A 14,164-nucleotide genomic window follows, 5' to 3' on the forward strand; every position below is an offset into this window, starting at 1 on the left:
AAGCTAAAGTCTCCCGTAACAGGAGACTCAAATGGATTATTCGATCGGCAAGCTGGCGCAGCTGACCGGTCTCTCCGTCAAGACCATCCGGTTCTACTCCGACGAGGGCGTGCTGCCCGCGCCCGGCCGCACCCCCTCGGGCTACCGCCGCTACACCGACGAGCACCGCGTCCACCTGGAGCTCGTACGCACACTGCGGGAGATCGGCGTCGACCTGGCCACGATCCGCTCGCTGGGGCGGCGCGGGCTCAAGGACGTGCTCGCCCTCCACCTGCGGGCCGTGGAGACCCAGCTCACCGCGCTGCAGCGGACCCGGGCCGTGCTGCGCGCCACTCTCGCCAAGGACGACCCCGCCGACGAGGACCTGCGCCGGCTGCACACGCTCGGGCGGCTGGGCGCGGCCGAGATGGAGACGCTGCTGGACACGTTCATCGACGACGTGGGCGGCAGCCCTGCCCAGCGGGAGTGGCTGGCGGACATGCGCGCGTGCATGGCCCCCGAGCTGCCCGAGGACCCCACGGCCGCCCAGCTCGACGCGTGGCTGGAGCTGATGGACCTGCTGGCCGACGACGGGTTCCGGCGCAACCTGCGGGAGACGTCCGCGGACTTCTGGGACCGCCCGTACGACCATGGGACGTGGCAGCGGGAGAGCGCGGCCATGGCGGAGGAGGCGCTGCGGGCGGTCGAGGCGGGGGTCTCGCCCGCCGCGCCCGAGGCGGTCCCGGTGCTCGAACGCGCCCTCGCCGTCATGGGCGGCGACCGCGACGAGGTCCTGCGCGCCTTCGACCGGCACGATCCGCGCGCCGCGCGCTACTGGGAGCTGGTCGCGGCCGTACGGGGCCTCGCCCCCGAGCCCTCACCCATGGCCGTCGCGTACGACTGGATCCACCGAGGGCTCAGAACCAATCGTGAACTTTCTCCGCAACCGGCGCGTACCTCGGAGTGATCGAACCATCGAGGGGAGCTGATGCGGGTGCGGACCCGCCTGCTGATCGCCGCCTTGGCCCTGTGCGTGCCCGCGTCCGCCGCGTGCGCGCCCGCCACCGGAGAACCGCTGCCCGCCGCGCAGGCCGCGTACGGGGAGGCCGACATCCGGTTCTCCCAGGAGATGATCCCGCACCACCGGCAGACCATCCAGCTCGCCGGACTGGCGGAGGGCCGGGCCGACAACCTGTACGTGCAGGATCTGGGCGGGAGGCTGATCGCCCTGGAGCAGGCCGACATCGTCAAGATGGCGTCCTGGCTGCGCGAGTGGAAACGGAAGGTGCCGCCGGACGACGCGAAGGTCGCGCACTCCATGCCCGGCATGCTGTCGGCCGAGCAGATCAAGGTGCTGGAAGGGATGTCGGGCGCGGAGTTCGACAAGTCCTGGCTGACGGTGCTGTCGAGACACCTGGCCTCCGGCACCGAGATGGCCGAGAAGGTGCTCGACCAGGGCAGACACCAGCCGACCCTGCGCCTGGCGAAAGAGATGATCAAGAATCAGCGGGCCACCATCGCCGAGATAGCCGGGCTGCTGGCCTGACCGGACCGGCAGGGCGGGTCGCCGCCGGGAAAGGCGCCCGCCCTGCCCGCCCCGCGTCAGTCTCCCTTCGGAGGACCGGCCGCGCCTGCCATAAGCTCGCGCTCCTCACGCGTCGCGATGAGCCCGGCCGGTGCCACGATCTTCGACTCCTCGTACGGGGCCTCCGTGTCGGGCAGCGGCGCCCGGGAGCGGATCGCGACGATCCAGACCCGTGCGGCGTCCACGATCACGATGATGATGAGGATCGCGAACAGCGCGGCCAGGACGCCGTCGACGGTGGAGTTGAACACGACCCGTTCCATGTCGCCGATCGACTTGGCCGGGGCCAGGACCTCTCCCTGGTCGAGTGCGGTCTGGTAGCGGTCGCGCTGGGCGAAGAACCCGAGGCCGGGGTCGGGCGAGAACACCTTCTGGTAGCTCGCCGTCAGCGTGACCGCGACGTCCCACGCCAGCGGGACACCGGTCACCCAGGCCCATTTCAGCCGCCCGCTCTTGATCAGCAGCGTGGTGGCGACGGTGAGCGCCACCGCCGCGAGCAACTGGTTGGCGATGCCGAACAGCGGGAAGAGCTGGTTGATGCCGCCCAGCGGATCGTTGACGCCCTGGTAGAGGAAGTAGCCCCAGGCCCCCACCACGATCGCGCTGGTCGCGAGGAGCCCCGGCCACCAGCTGACCTTGCGCATCGGCTTCCACACGTTGCCCAGCGTGTCCTGGAGCATGAACCGGCCCACGCGGGTGCCGGCGTCGACCGTGGTGAGGATGAACAGCGCCTCGAACATGATCGCGAAGTGGTACCAGAAGGCCTTCAGCGCGGCGCCGCCGAGGAACCCGGAGAAGATCTCCGAGATGCCGACGGCCAGCGTGGGCGCTCCTCCGGTACGGGCGATCAGGGTCTCCTCCTGGACCGCCGCCGCGGCCGCCTGGAGTTCCTGGGGCGTGATGACGAAGCCCATGTTGGTGACCGCCTCGGACGCCGTCTGGACCGTGGCGCCGAGCACCCCCGCGGGCGAGTTCATCGCGAAGTAGAGGCCGGGGCTCAGGATGGACGCCGCGGCGATGGCCATGACCGCCACGAACGACTCCATCAGCATGGAGCCGTAGCCGATCATCCGTACCTGGGACTCCTTCTGGATCATCTTCGGGGTCGTGCCGGAGGAGATCAGCGCGTGGAACCCGGACAGCGCGCCGCAGGCGATGATGATGAACACGAACGGGAACAGCGACCCGGCGAACACCGGCCCCTTGCCGTTGAACGCGAACTCGGTGAACGCGGTGTTCTGCATCGCCGGCATCGTGACCAGGATGCCGACCGCCATCAGCGCGATCGTGCCGATCTTCATGAACGTCGACAGGTAGTCGCGCGGCGCGAGCAGCATCCACACCGGCAGCACCGCCGCGATGAACCCGTACGCGATCAGCCACAGCGCCAGCGCCGACGGGCTCAGCGTGAAGACCCCGGCCCAGCTCGAGTCCTGCACCCACCCGCCGGCGACGATGGCGAGGATCAGCAGCGCGACGCCGATGACCGAGACCTCCACGACCTTGCCCGGCCGGAGCACTCGCAGGTAGAAGCCCATGAACAGGGCGATCGGGATCGTCATCGCGATCGAGAACACGCCCCACGGCGACTGCGCCAGCGCGTTCACCACGACCAGCGCCAGCACCGCCAGCAGGATGATCATGATGGCGAAGACCGCGATCAGCGCCGCCACCCCGCCGACCGGCCCGATCTCGTCGCGGGCCATCTGACCGAGGCTGCGCCCGTTGCGGCGCATGGAGAAGAACAGGATCACCATGTCCTGCACCGCCCCGGCGAAGATCACGCCGGCCACGATCCAGATGGTGCCGGGCAGGTAGCCCATCTGGGCCGCCAGCACCGGCCCGACCAGCGGGCCCGCCCCGGCGATGGCGGCGAAGTGGTGACCGAACAGGATCCGCCGGTCGGTGGGCTGGTAGTCGATGCCGTTGTCGAGCCGTTCGGCGGGCGTCGCCCGCCGGTCGTCGGTGCGGAGGACCTTGCGCTGGATGAAGCGGGCGTAGAAGCGGTAGGCGATGGCGTACGAGCCGAGTGCGGCGGCGAGCAACCAGACCGCGTTGACGTTCTCACCCCTGGACAGGGCGAGCACGCCCCAGCCGGCGGCGCCTATCAAGGCGACCGCTGTCCAGATGATGATGGAGCGCACCTTCACCGATTACCTCCCATATATGGGACGGCCCAGGCAGCAGCGGAGTCCGGCGTCCGGTGGCAGATCGGTGGTGAAGCGCCGCCAGCGCCACAGCGGACGGCAGTCGATCGTCACGGGCAGCTCGACCAGATGCACCCAGGCGGAGGGGTGGGCGTACACCAGATCGGTCCCCAGCCTCCGGGCCCTTCGCGGCAACCGGGACCGCCGCAACGGCCTGACTGAGAACTCCCCGGCGTCGGCGCAGCAGAGGCCCGTGACGTGCCAATCGAAGAAGACCACTTCGTCGGCGCGAAGGAAATCCTGTGCGGCGGCCGTGAGCGTGATGCGAGACATCTGGGGCTCCTGAAATAATTGGTGCTCAGAAGCTAAAGACGCCCTTACCCGGGTTATTGACTACCAAAACGCTGTCTTGACCGGGGTAATCCCTCCGCAATGGAGCTGTTAGAAACGGCGGCACTGGCCTTCCTTGTCGCCCTCCACACGGTTGCCCTTACCGGTGGGCGCGGGACGGTTCTCCTCGCACTGGAGGTTGCCGCCGACCTTGTTCTTGTAGATCTTGACCCGGCCGCGGTTCTCCTCGATCTGGATGTCGCCGTCCACCCGGGCCGAGCTGACGGTGACGGTCCCGCTCTCCTTGACCTGGATGTTGCCGTCCACCTTCGAGCCCTTGGTCACCGACACGCGCCGCGCCTCCTCGGCCTGGATGTCGCCGTCCACCCGGATGCCGCGCGCTACAAGGGTGGCGCCCTCGCCCACCTTGACGTTGCCGTCCACCTTCGTACCGACGAGCGTGCACTTCTCGCCCTTGGGCACCTTGATGTCGCCGTCGACGGACACCGCGCGGATGACGCCCCGGCACGTCCGGTCGTCCGCGTACGCGGGAGCGGCGGCGAAAACGGAGCCGAGCAGGGCGCCGGCCACAACCAGGGAGATCTTCTTCATGTCAGTCCTCTTTCTCGTTCGTACTGGTTAAAAGCATTTCGTCCCGTGGTGAGCGGTCAGTGAGCCGAACATGAGGGCACTCTCATCTGTCGGTGGCGTCTCGTACGGTGTGGAGGGTGACCGAGAAGGAGATCCTGCGCGCGAGCCTCCAAGAGGTACGCGACGCGATGCTGTTCAAGCTCGACGGGCTGAGCGACGCCGACATGCGGATGCCCATGGTGCCCTCGGGCACCAACCTGCTCGGCCTGGTCAAACACCTGGCCGGCCTGGAGTACGGCTATCTGGGCGAGGTGTTCGGGCGGCCCGCGCCGGAGCGGATGTCATGGCACGACGACGGCACCATCTGGGACGGCGCCGACATGTGGGCGGCCGAAGGCGAGACCACCGACTACCTCACCGGCCTCTACCGCCGCGCCTGCACCCACGCCGACGAGACCATCGAGGCCCTCGACCTCGCCGCCGTCGGCACCGTCCCGTGGTGGCCGGAGGGGCGCAGGGAGGCGTCGCTGCGGCAGCTCGTGGTCCGCATGATCCAGGAGACGTCCCGGCACGCCGGCCACGCCGACATCATCAGGGAGCTCATCGACGGCTCGGGCGGGCGCCACCCGGGCGACACGTCCTTCCCTGAGCCGGGCGACCCTTACTGGCGCGACTACGCCACCCGCATCCGCGAAGCGGCATCCAAGGCCTGACCCCTGGACCCTGGGCCAGAGCCGCAGCTCAGCCGTTCTTCTGAGGCGCCTCCGGCGCAACCCCGGCGCCTGCGGCGCCCAAAGGGCTTCGCCCAGCAGGCGCTTCGCGCAATCCAGCTCAGGCGTGCCCAAAAGGCGCCTTCGCGCGGGTTGTGGCCGTGAGAGGGATGTACGAGTTTGACATGGTCAGCAGGTGTGGCGTCGTGAGATGAGAACGGTCATCGCGTGATCGACGGCTGCGGAGGCGCTTCGGGCGCAGCCGTTCGTCGCGGCTGTCCAGGGCGCTGTTGCACACGACCCACGCTGCTCCGGTGCAGCTCAAGGGCATGGACGAACAGCTCCCCCGCACAACATCACCCAGTACCAGCTCGTAGGTGCTCTGGTCCTGCTCCGGGACGGCCACATCGACGCGCTCGCGCGCGCAGTGGCCACTGCCCAGGCGTGGCCCGTCAGCACGACCCGCTGCCGCACCCCATCCCGCGTCCTCGACGCCCTGACAGATAAGGGCTGCCCCTAGCTAGAGGCCACGAAGAGCTGCGCGGCCTGGTCGGCTAGGGTCGGCCAGACCTCGCAAGGAGCGTATTCGGTCGAGTTCGGTGAGACCCGGCTCGTCGAGCTCGACCTGTGCGAGAGGAACGCGCAAGCTTATGCCCTTGCCAGTCCTCGTCTGGCAGGCGGCTGGTCCGCTGGCATCATGGCGGGATGAATGTCTACCGGTGGCTCCAGCCTTGGTACGGAAGGCAACGCGAGTGGTGACCACAGGACTCATCGCCAGATCTCCGCGAGCCTCAACATCAGGATGTCAGACGTCTCTGATTCTGGCGGGATCGGTGACTTACCCGCTCTTAACTACTAAGGTTCTTGCTGGGTAACTATGGCGCACAGGTTTCCGGAGGGTGAGGTTTCGATGATAACACATCTAAGGCTGCAAAACTTCAAGGCGTGGGAAGATAGTGGAAACGTCAAATTCGGTCCGATCACCGCCTTTTTCGGGAGTAATTCATCTGGAAAGACGAGTTTTCTGCAGAGTATGTTGCTGCTCAAGCAAACGGCGGAATCTGCGGATAGGGGTCGCGTCTTCGATCTAGGTGGATCGGCATCGCTGGTGAGTCTGGGAACCTTCAATGACATCACGTTTCGGCACGATCCTGAACGCACAGTCGGAATTGACATCGGATGGCACGAAGACGAGCCTTTTGAGATTCGAAATACGGAGACGAAGAGGCGTAATATAATTGCTACAAGTAGCGATCTCAGTCTGTCCGCTCTGGTCCGCGAAGTGCGAAGCTTTCCGGTAGTTCAGCGAGTTGAGTACGGCCTTGGCGATTTTCGCTTCTCGCTGACGCGTAGTAGAATCGGTAAAGACGAGTACTCGCTCGAATCCAATCACTACCCCTTCAAGCGCGTTTCCGGCAGGCCGTGGCCACTGCCTTCTCCCGGCAAGTTCTATAGTTTTCCCGACCAGGTGCGCGCATATTTTCAGAACGCCGCCTTCTTGTCCGACCTGGAGCTTCAGTTTGAGAAGCTCTGCAGTCGGATCTACTATCTTGGCCCTCTGAGGCAGGATCCCGCACGTCAGTACATCTGGTCGGGAGGACGGCCGATCGACGTGGGCAGGCGAGGTGAACTTGCGGTTGAGGCGTTGATCGCTTCACAGGCAGACAAAAAGACCAACGCACGTGGGTTCGTGCATCGAAAAGATGGCCCACGCCGCACTAAACTCATCACGGTAGAAGAGCACGTCGCCTCCTGGCTTCAAGAACTCGGGCTTATCCATTCCTTTGCGGTGGAGTCAGTTGACGACAGAGGGACTCTTTACCGTGTTCAGGTGAGACGCTCTGCTGAGAGCACGCCGGTTCTTCTGACGGACGTCGGATTCGGTGTCAGTCAGGTGCTTCCGGTGTTGGTTCTACTCGCCTATGCACCTGAAAGGTCTACGGTACTTCTTGAGCAGCCAGAAATTCACCTACATCCTGCGGTGCAAAGCGGGCTGGCGGATGTGATCATCGAGGTGGCTAAAGTTCGCAACATTCAAGTTGTGGTCGAGAGTCACTCCGAGCATTTCCTCATGCGTCTGCAACGCCGTATTGCCGAAAGAGATGTCGGCAGAGGGATAAGACTCGAGCCGGAGGATTGCCTTCTCTACTTCTGTCAGACGACGGGAGCGGCGGCTACCATCAGTCGGCTTGGTATCGATTCCTTCGGGAACATCACCAACTGGCCTGACGATTTCTTCGGAAATCAGTTCGAAGAGGCTGCCGCTATGAGCCGCGCAGCACGTAGGCGAGCGACGGAAGAGAAAACCGCTTGAACTATCCACCGCGTGTCGTTATAGACACCAATGTGTTGATCGTTGCCAACGGCAAGGCCGATCACGTTTTTTCCGACTGTACGAATTCGGCAGTTGAATTTCTCGAGCACGCCGAGAGCGACGGAGTTGTCGTGCTCGACAACTCCTGGCACATCTTCGAAGAGTACGAGAATTACTGCTCATTCAAAGGGCAACCTGGAGTTGGCGACCACTTCTTCCTTCACTTGCATCGCCGGCAGGCTGACCCTCGTCACGTTCAGAAGGTGGACATAACTCCTGATGGTTACGGCTCCTACGAAGAGATCCCTGACGGTTTACGAGCTTTCGATCCATCCGACCAAAAATTCGTGGCCACTGTTATAGCAGATGAGCGGAAGTCGGTCATCGTCAATTGCACAGACTCGGACTGGCGGGAAGCAGCGCGGGCCCTGGAGCAAAATCAAATCGTGGTCATGGAGATATGTGGCGATTGATGCTTCCATGAGACCGCTCAACCGTCCCCGCTCACGCCCCCGAATCATATGTTCCTGCACGATCAACTACAGCGACGCACGGTGATCCCGTCGCAACCGCTGATCACGAGTGTGAGCCGCCCTCTCTGACTATGGTGGATCCCTCAAAGATCGAGGGAGTGGCGATGTCGGTGGTGCGGCTGCTGGTGCTCGGGGCCGTGCGGCGGCGCGGCAGCGCGCACGGCTACCAGGTCCGCTCCGACCTGGAGTCGTGGGGCGCGCACGAGTGGGCGGGGCTCAAACCGGGCTCGATCTACCACGCGCTGCGCCAGATGGCCGCCGAGGGACTGCTGCGCGCGGACGAGGAGGCGCCCAGCACCGCCGGCGGCCCGCCACGGATCGACTACGAGATCACCGAGGCGGGCGAGGCCGACTACTTCGCGCTGCTCCGCCACGCGCTCTCCAAGGCCGACCAGCGGCTCGACATGCTGAGCGCCGGAGCGGGCCTGATGGACGACCTGCCCAGGGCCGAGGCGGTCGAGCTGCTGAAGACGCGGGTGCGGGCGCTGGAGGAGTGGCGTTCCCGGGTCCGGCGCGACTGGTCGCCGGACGAGGACCCGGAGGCGTGGGGCATGGTGGGGGAGGTGCTCGGCATGTGGGTGCACACCGCCGAGAGCGCCGCCGAGTGGACCCGCGGCCTCATCGAGCGCCTGGAACGCGGCGCGTACGTGATGGCGGGTGAGAAACCCCGCACGGCGGTAAGCCGTCCAGACCGCGGGTGAAGAAGACATCAGGCCGCGGACCGGCGGGCGCTGAGTGACCCCTGCGGGCGGTCAGTCGTCCAGACCCCGGGCGCTGAGTGCTTCGCCCAGGGCGTCGGCGTGCCGCAGCGCGCCCACCACCAGCGGCACCGCGAACGCGCGCATGCTCCACTCGACGCCCCTGGCCCGCTGCGCCTCCCGTACGCGGGTGGCGAGCGCGGCGATGACCGGGATGCTGCGGATGGTGAGCGAGAGCAGCAGCGACAGCCGGAACGGGTCCAGCCCCACCCGCCGGGCGGGCCGCAGGGCACGCTCCAGCGTGGCCATCATGGCCGAGGTCCTGGTCGTCAGCGTGACCAGCCCGGCCAGCGCGACCGCCAGCACGATCCGGGACGTCACCAGGACCGCGGCCGACGGACCGGCGAGGACGAGCTGGATCACGAACAGCGCCGCCACGAACCAGAGGACCGGCCGCACCTGCGCCCACGCCGCTGCCGCGCCCACCCGCGCGACCGCGTACAGCAGCACGACCACCACGGCCGCGCCCGCCATCGCCCACACGCTGGGCAGCAGGATCAGCCCGGTGCAGCAGACCGCCAGAACCGCCAGCTTGGCCCCGGTCGGCATCCGGTGCAGGAACGAGTCGCCCGGCACGTAAGCGCCGGTGAGGGCGTTCACGCCATCAGCCCGCGGTAGTGGCCGATCGCCTCGGCCGGCGGTGCGTCGGCGACCACCCGGCCGTCGTCCAGCACCAGCACCCGGTCGAAGTCCGCCAGCAGCGACAGGTCATGGGTGACCACCACCACCTGCTGGGGCAGGACGCGCAGGTGCTCGGCCACCAGCCTGGAGTGGCGCAGGTCGAGCAGCGTCGTCGGCTCGTCCATGATCAGGATCTCCGGCTCCAGCACCAGCACCGAGCAGAGCGCCAGCAGCTGCTTCTGCCCGCCGGACAGCTGGTGCGCCGGATGGTCGGCGTGCTCGGCCAGCCCGTGCCGCTCCAGCACGGCCGCCACCATGTCCCGCACCTCCTCGGCGGGGAGCTTGTGGCGGCGCAGCGAGAACGCCACGTCCTCGGCCACGGTCGGCATCACGATCTGCGCGTCCGGGTCGGTGAACAGGAACCCCACCCGCCGCCGGATCTTGGCCGCCTGCCGCCGCGTGTCGTGACCCAGCACGGTCACCGTCCCCGAGGTGGGCAGCGCCAGCCCGTTGAACAGCCGGGCGAGCGTGCTCTTGCCCGACCCGTTGGCCCCGATCACACCGATCCGCCGCTCGGCCAGCGTCGCGCTCACCCCGCGCAGCACCTCGCGCTCCCCGAGCCGGACACGCACGTCAGCGAGCTCGATCACTCACACCACCTCGACCGGACATAGACGTCAGCGAACGCGAGCACTCCGACCACCTCGGCGAGGACGAGCCCCTTCACTCAAACCACCTCGAACAGGGCGGCGACGCCGAGCCCGCCGCCGACCGCCGCCGTCGCCAGCCCGAGTGTCCCCCGGGGCGCCCCGGCCCGCACCAGCCGGGTGAACAGCCGCGTCACCACGACCGCGCCGCTGGCCCCCCACGGGTGCCCGAGCGCGATCGCGCCACCGTCCGCGCACACCCGCCCGGCGTCCGCGCCCAGCGGGTCGAGCCCGAGCGCGTCGGTGACGGCCAGCGTCTGCGCGGCGAACGCCTCCACGATCTCCACCGCCGCCACCCGTTCCAGGCTCGTGCCGGTACGGGCGAGCAGCCGGCGCACGGCGGGCACCGGCCCCCAGCCGGGCAGCGCCGGGTCGCACCCCACCACCGCGCCCGCCACCAGCCGCAGCCCTGGCCTGCCATCACGCAGCCGCTCCGGCACGACGGCCACCGCAGCGGCGCCGTCGCTGTTGGGCGAGCAGTTGCCCGCGGTCACCGCGCCCCCCGGCACGAACGCCCCGGGCAGCCGCGCCAGCGTCGCCGGGCGCAGCGTCCGCGGCCGCTGGTCGCTGGAGTGCTCCCCGACCGGGACGATCTCCGCCGCGAACCTGCCCGCCGCACGGGCGTCCACCGCCTTGGCGTGGCTGGCGGCCGCATAGGAGTCCTGGCGCTCACGGCTCACGCCGCGCGCCGCGCCGAGGGCCTCCGCCGCTTCCCCCATGTCCGGATCCGGGTGCCCTTCCGGGGCAAAAGGAGCACGCTCGTACGAGGACCCGTCCCGAAACGCCCGCACCGGCGCGGTCGACGCGCTCTCGGCGCCCCCGGCGATCACGAACTCCATGTCCCCGCTCCGCACGGCCTGGGCGGCGATCAGAATGGCGGCCAGCCCGCTCCCGCACTGCCGGTCCACCGTCACCCCCGGCACGTCTTCCCCCAGCCCGGCCCTCAGCGCCGCCACCCGCGCCACATTCCCTCCGGGCCCCATGCAGTTCCCCAGCACGACGTCCTCGACCCAGGCGAACGCCCCGTGTCGAGCGGGGCCGACCGCACCCGGGTCACGCTCCGCGAGAACCCCGCTCGGGGTGAGGTCGCGGACGCTGGGACGAGGTTCTGCGTGCTCCCCAAGGTCTGGGTCGCGTCCGTGCCCCCCGCAGGTGAGGTCGTGCGCGTTCGCGCGGTCCTGGTCCCGGCCGTCGGGGAGGTGGTCCCGGTCGTGCTCCGGCGAGGGCCCGCGACGGGCGTCGCGGGCCACTGCGCCGATCACCGCGGCGGCCAGGGCATCGACCGTGACCGTTTTGAACGCGTGGCCGGCGGTGCCGATCGGGGTCCGGCGGGCGGCCACGATCACCGGATCGTGCGGGCCCGTCATTAGAGTCCCCGCAGGTCGGCGTCGCCGGCGGTCGGGTGGCCCGTCACGGGAGTCTCCGCAGGTCAGGGTTGCCGGTGGTCGGGCGGCGCGCCATGAGAGTTCCCGCAGGTTGGGATTGCCGGTGGTCGGGTGGCCCCGTCATGGGAGTCTCCGCAGGTCAGGGTTGCCGGTGGTCGGGCGGCGCGCCATGAGAGTTCCCGCAGGTTGGGATTGCCGGTGGTCGGGTGGCCCCGTCATGGGAGTCTCCGCAGGTCGGGGTCGGTGGTGGTCAGGCGGGCCGCTACCTGGGCGCGGGCGGGCTTGCCGGTCGGGGTGCGGGGGAGGTCGGTGATCGCGTACCAGCGGCGGGGGCGCTGGGCGGCGGCCAGGCCGTCGCGTGCCACCTTCTCCAGAGTGGTCCTGGACGGGAGCGGGCCGGCGCCGGCCTCGACCACGGCGGTCACGACCGCTCCCAGCTCGGGGTGCGGGGAACCGACGACCACGACGTCACCCACGCCGGGCGCGCGCCGGAGCACCTCCTCGACGTCCTCGGGGACCACCGTCGCGCCGCCGGTCTGGATCGCGCCGTCGCCACGGCCGCGCAGGCGCAGCGGCTCTCCCGGCGTGTACGGATCGGCGAGGTCGCCGACGCTCATCCACTTGTCCTCGGCCTTGAGCGGGCCGGCCACGCCGCCCAGGTAGCCCTCGGCCAGCCAGGGGGAGCGCGCCCACACCTCGCCCAGGGGCGGCCTGACCTCGATCTCCACCCCGGGGAACGGCCGCAGTCCGCCGCCGTCGGCGTCCACGGCCACGAAGGACAACTCGGTGGCGCCGTAGTAGGCGACCACCCGCACGTCCCCGGCGCGTTCCCGCACCTCAGGCGGGAGCGCGGCCCCGCCCACCACGACGACCCGTAGGGGCGCGTCCTCGGGCAGGGCGTCCAGCAGCCGTGGCAGCAGGTGCGGCACCACATGCACCGCCGTCGCCCGCCGCGCCAGCTCCGGCAGCGACCCCGGCGCCCACCGGCCGGGCGCCAGCACCGTCGCGCCCACGGCCAGGGCGTGCACGGCCGCGAACCCGTACAGGGAAGACGTCAGCGGCCCCGGGACCAGCACCACATCATCCGCGCCGATCCCGGTGATCTCGCTCACCGGCCCGAACGACCCCGTCCACGACTCCCGCGTACGGACGACGGCACGAGGCCGCCCGGTGCTCCCCGAACTGAAACACGCCCACGCCAGATCACCAGGCGACGGCGCGAACCCTCCTCTGAAGGGCAAGGACCGGGTGACCGAACCCGCCGAGCCGACCCCGGCGAGGTGGGTCTGTGCGCCCGGGCCCATCGGTCCGGCCCCGACGGGCGAGGGCTGGGTGTTGGGGTGGGTTGGGTCGGCCCCGACGGGCGAGGGCTGGGTGTTCGGGTCGGTCGGACCGGTGGTGAGCAGGGTCTCGATGAGGAGGTCCGCTGGGATGCCATCGCGCAGTGTCGGTTCGTACAGCAGTGGTGTGGCCCCCGTCAGGTCGGCGGCCAGGATGGCGATCAGTTGCTCGACGGGGTCACGCAGGCAGATGCCCACGACCGGCGCCCTCGTCCGGGCAGCAGCCGTGATGGCGCGCCCGTCCGCCGGGGGCGGGGAGAGCGCCGGTGGGGTGTCCCGGGCCGCGGCCGGAGCAGCGATCGGCCGGGGGAGGGCGGCCGTGAGGGACGCCGCCTCGCCCAGCGCGCGACGGGCCAGGGCGCCGTACGTGATGTCGCCGTACGGGCCGGAGACCGCGACCCGGTCGGGGTGGGTGGAGGCGTGCCGGATGACCTGTGCTGCGACTGGCATGCCCCGGTCAGCCCTCCTCGCCGGATCTCGGACGCTTGTGGACGGTGGGGATCGCGCCCGGGTAGGCGCGCTGCACCCCTCGCGCGATCCACGAGGCCAGCACCGCCTTGGCCAGGTCGCCCGGCACGAAGGTCAGGGTGAACAGGGCCGCGCCGCCCAGCGTGAGATCACCGAAGATCGCGTACACCGGGATGCCGCACAGGTAGATGACCCCCATGCCGCCGACCAGGCACGCTACCAGCAGCCGGACCATGCTCGGGCTGCGCCCCCCGCGCTCCGCGATCCACCCGGTGACGAACGCGCCCGGCAGCCACCCGATCAGGAACCCCGCGGACGGCTGGGTGAAGACGCCGAGCCCGCCCCGGCCCCCGGCCAGGAGCGGCAGCCCCACCGCCACCAGCGCGAGCAGCACCAGCACTGCCAGCGCCCCCCGCCGCGAGCCGAGTATCAGCCCGGCGAGCATGACCCCCAGGGTCTGAGCCGTGACGGGCACCAGGCCGCCGAAGAGGCTCACCCCAGGAACCAGCCCCAGCACCGCGATCAGCGCGGCGAAGACGGCCACCCGGGCGACGTCTGCAGGGGAGAACCACTTCATCGCTCCTCCTCGATTGTGTGTGCGGATTCGATCCCACACCACGGGGCGGGATTCACGCATGGAGGGTTGCCACAACGTTCCCCGCCGAGGAATGTCTCAGATGGATGGCCGAGAGACGG

14 protein-coding genes are annotated in these 14,164 nt (G+C 69.0%); 6 read left to right on the forward strand and 8 right to left on the reverse strand.

The features are described from left to right. Positions 1-31: 31 nt before the first annotated feature. Both ABD999_RS34680 and ABD999_RS34685 read left to right on the forward strand, forming a co-directional pair. Positions 32-946, forward strand: coding sequence for a helix-turn-helix domain-containing protein (locus tag ABD999_RS34680; protein WP_148036629.1), 915 nt, complete (start codon positions 32-34; stop codon positions 944-946). A 21-nt stretch (positions 947-967) separates the two neighbouring features. After that, complete coding sequence (locus ABD999_RS34685; protein ID WP_271275201.1) at positions 968-1,525, forward strand: DUF305 domain-containing protein; 558 nt, start codon at positions 968-970, stop codon at positions 1,523-1,525. A 56-nt stretch (positions 1,526-1,581) separates the two neighbouring features. Here ABD999_RS34685 and ABD999_RS34690 read toward each other — a convergent pair whose 3' ends face one another. The 3 genes from ABD999_RS34690 to ABD999_RS34700 all read right to left on the reverse strand — a co-directional run bounded on the left by ABD999_RS34690 (position 1,582) and on the right by ABD999_RS34700 (position 4,653). Continuing rightward, complete coding sequence (locus tag ABD999_RS34690) at positions 1,582-3,714, reverse strand: carbon starvation CstA family protein (protein WP_148036631.1); 2,133 nt, start codon at positions 3,712-3,714, stop codon at positions 1,582-1,584. Between the two features lie 3 nt (positions 3,715-3,717). Next, on the reverse strand, positions 3,718-4,044 hold the full coding sequence (locus ABD999_RS34695) for a hypothetical protein (RefSeq protein ID WP_271275202.1): 327 nt from the start codon (positions 4,042-4,044) through the stop codon (positions 3,718-3,720). 108 nt (positions 4,045-4,152) lie between these two features. Continuing rightward, a complete protein-coding gene (locus tag ABD999_RS34700) occupies positions 4,153-4,653 on the reverse strand; it encodes a bactofilin family protein (protein WP_271275203.1) in 501 nt (166 codons plus the stop codon). A 116-nt stretch (positions 4,654-4,769) separates the two neighbouring features. Here ABD999_RS34700 and ABD999_RS34705 point away from each other — a divergent pair, with 116 nt between their 5' ends. The 4 genes from ABD999_RS34705 to ABD999_RS34720 all read left to right on the forward strand — a co-directional run bounded on the left by ABD999_RS34705 (position 4,770) and on the right by ABD999_RS34720 (position 8,890). Then, positions 4,770-5,345: a DinB family protein gene (locus ABD999_RS34705; protein ID WP_222709286.1), complete on the forward strand. Its 576-nt coding sequence runs from the start codon at positions 4,770-4,772 to the stop codon at positions 5,343-5,345. Between the two features lie 907 nt (positions 5,346-6,252). Next, on the forward strand, positions 6,253-7,656 hold the full coding sequence (locus ABD999_RS34710) for an AAA family ATPase (RefSeq protein ID WP_271275219.1): 1,404 nt from the start codon (positions 6,253-6,255) through the stop codon (positions 7,654-7,656). A gap of 32 nt (positions 7,657-7,688) precedes the next feature. Next, a complete protein-coding gene (locus ABD999_RS34715) occupies positions 7,689-8,129 on the forward strand; it encodes a hypothetical protein (protein WP_271275204.1) in 441 nt (146 codons plus the stop codon). Between the two features lie 164 nt (positions 8,130-8,293). Beyond that, positions 8,294-8,890 carry a PadR family transcriptional regulator gene (locus tag ABD999_RS34720; RefSeq protein WP_271275205.1) on the forward strand — a complete coding sequence of 199 codons (597 nt, stop codon included), beginning with the start codon at positions 8,294-8,296 and terminating at the stop codon, positions 8,888-8,890. A gap of 51 nt (positions 8,891-8,941) precedes the next feature. Here ABD999_RS34720 and ABD999_RS34725 read toward each other — a convergent pair whose 3' ends face one another. The 5 genes from ABD999_RS34725 to ABD999_RS34745 form a co-directional block, all read right to left on the reverse strand. Continuing rightward, positions 8,942-9,547, reverse strand: coding sequence for an energy-coupling factor transporter transmembrane component T family protein (locus tag ABD999_RS34725; protein ID WP_219546130.1), 606 nt, complete (start codon positions 9,545-9,547; stop codon positions 8,942-8,944). Next, positions 9,544-10,218: an energy-coupling factor ABC transporter ATP-binding protein gene (locus ABD999_RS34730; protein ID WP_271275206.1), complete on the reverse strand. Its 675-nt coding sequence runs from the start codon at positions 10,216-10,218 to the stop codon at positions 9,544-9,546. The genes ABD999_RS34725 and ABD999_RS34730 overlap by 4 nt, the downstream gene beginning before the upstream one ends. 77 nt (positions 10,219-10,295) lie before the next feature. Then, entirely contained in the window at positions 10,296-11,642 is a 1,347-nt protein-coding gene (locus ABD999_RS34735; RefSeq protein ID WP_271275207.1) for a thiolase family protein, read from the reverse strand. 233 nt (positions 11,643-11,875) lie between these two features. Further along, on the reverse strand, positions 11,876-13,450 hold the full coding sequence (locus ABD999_RS34740; protein WP_271275208.1) for an ANL family adenylate-forming protein: 1,575 nt from the start codon (positions 13,448-13,450) through the stop codon (positions 11,876-11,878). A gap of 7 nt (positions 13,451-13,457) precedes the next feature. Further along, on the reverse strand, positions 13,458-14,045 hold the full coding sequence (locus tag ABD999_RS34745) for a biotin transporter BioY (protein WP_148036642.1): 588 nt from the start codon (positions 14,043-14,045) through the stop codon (positions 13,458-13,460). Positions 14,046-14,164 lie beyond the last annotated feature (119 nt).

Origin of the sequence: Nonomuraea ferruginea (genome assembly GCF_039540635.1) — a bacterium.
In the GTDB taxonomy this organism is placed as follows: Bacteria; Actinomycetota; Actinomycetes; order Streptosporangiales; family Streptosporangiaceae; genus Nonomuraea; species Nonomuraea ferruginea.

What these genes read in the sequence shown, in the direction of transcription:
- ABD999_RS34680 (WP_148036629.1), top strand. Translation starts at nt 32, where the DNA reads ATGGATTATTCGATCGGCAAGCTGGCGCAGCTGACCGGTCTCTCCGTC.
- ABD999_RS34685 (WP_271275201.1), top strand. Translation starts at nt 968, where the DNA reads ATGCGGGTGCGGACCCGCCTGCTGATCGCCGCCTTGGCCCTGTGCGTG.
- ABD999_RS34695 (WP_271275202.1), bottom strand. Translation starts at nt 4,044, where the DNA reads ATGTCTCGCATCACGCTCACGGCCGCCGCACAGGATTTCCTTCGCGCC.
- ABD999_RS34700 (WP_271275203.1), bottom strand. Translation starts at nt 4,653, where the DNA reads ATGAAGAAGATCTCCCTGGTTGTGGCCGGCGCCCTGCTCGGCTCCGTT.
- ABD999_RS34710 (WP_271275219.1), top strand. Translation starts at nt 6,253, where the DNA reads ATGATAACACATCTAAGGCTGCAAAACTTCAAGGCGTGGGAAGATAGT.
- ABD999_RS34720 (WP_271275205.1), top strand. Translation starts at nt 8,294, where the DNA reads ATGTCGGTGGTGCGGCTGCTGGTGCTCGGGGCCGTGCGGCGGCGCGGC.
- ABD999_RS34735 (WP_271275207.1), bottom strand. Translation starts at nt 11,642, where the DNA reads ATGACGGGCCCGCACGATCCGGTGATCGTGGCCGCCCGCCGGACCCCG.
- ABD999_RS34740 (WP_271275208.1), bottom strand. Translation starts at nt 13,450, where the DNA reads ATGCCAGTCGCAGCACAGGTCATCCGGCACGCCTCCACCCACCCCGAC.
- ABD999_RS34745 (WP_148036642.1), bottom strand. Translation starts at nt 14,045, where the DNA reads ATGAAGTGGTTCTCCCCTGCAGACGTCGCCCGGGTGGCCGTCTTCGCC.